Source organism: Sphingomonas sp. AC449, from assembly GCF_979253475.1.
In genome coordinates, this window is record NZ_CEEDCZ010000040.1 from 1 (window position 1) to 309 (window position 309).

Annotated in this window: 1 pseudogene; it reads right to left on the reverse strand. The window is 69.9% G+C overall.

Features of this window, described 5'->3' with window-relative positions:
* Positions 1-309: pseudogene (locus AC0CH3_RS17770) on the reverse strand (M1 family peptidase); the annotation flags it as partial.

A 309-nucleotide genomic window follows, 5' to 3' on the forward strand; every position in this document is an offset into this window, starting at 1 on the left:
CAGCAGTGCGTCGGGATCGATCACGCCGTGCGCTGCGGCGGGCACCGCGACGCGTGCCTTGCCGCCCGTCATCGGCAGCGTCCGAAGCTGGCCGTCGACGGTGATCTGGACGGGGAGCGGGACGGGGCCGTTGCCGGGGACCTTCCACGCGAGCGTCAGCGTGTCGGCGGTGCGCGTCTCGACAAGGTCGGGACGCGCGGCCTGGCGCAGATAGACGTCGAAGAACCAGCCATAATCCTTGCCCGGGACGGTGCGGACCAGCGCTTCATATTCGCGGGTCGAGCCAAAGCGCGGGCTGAAATTGCCGGG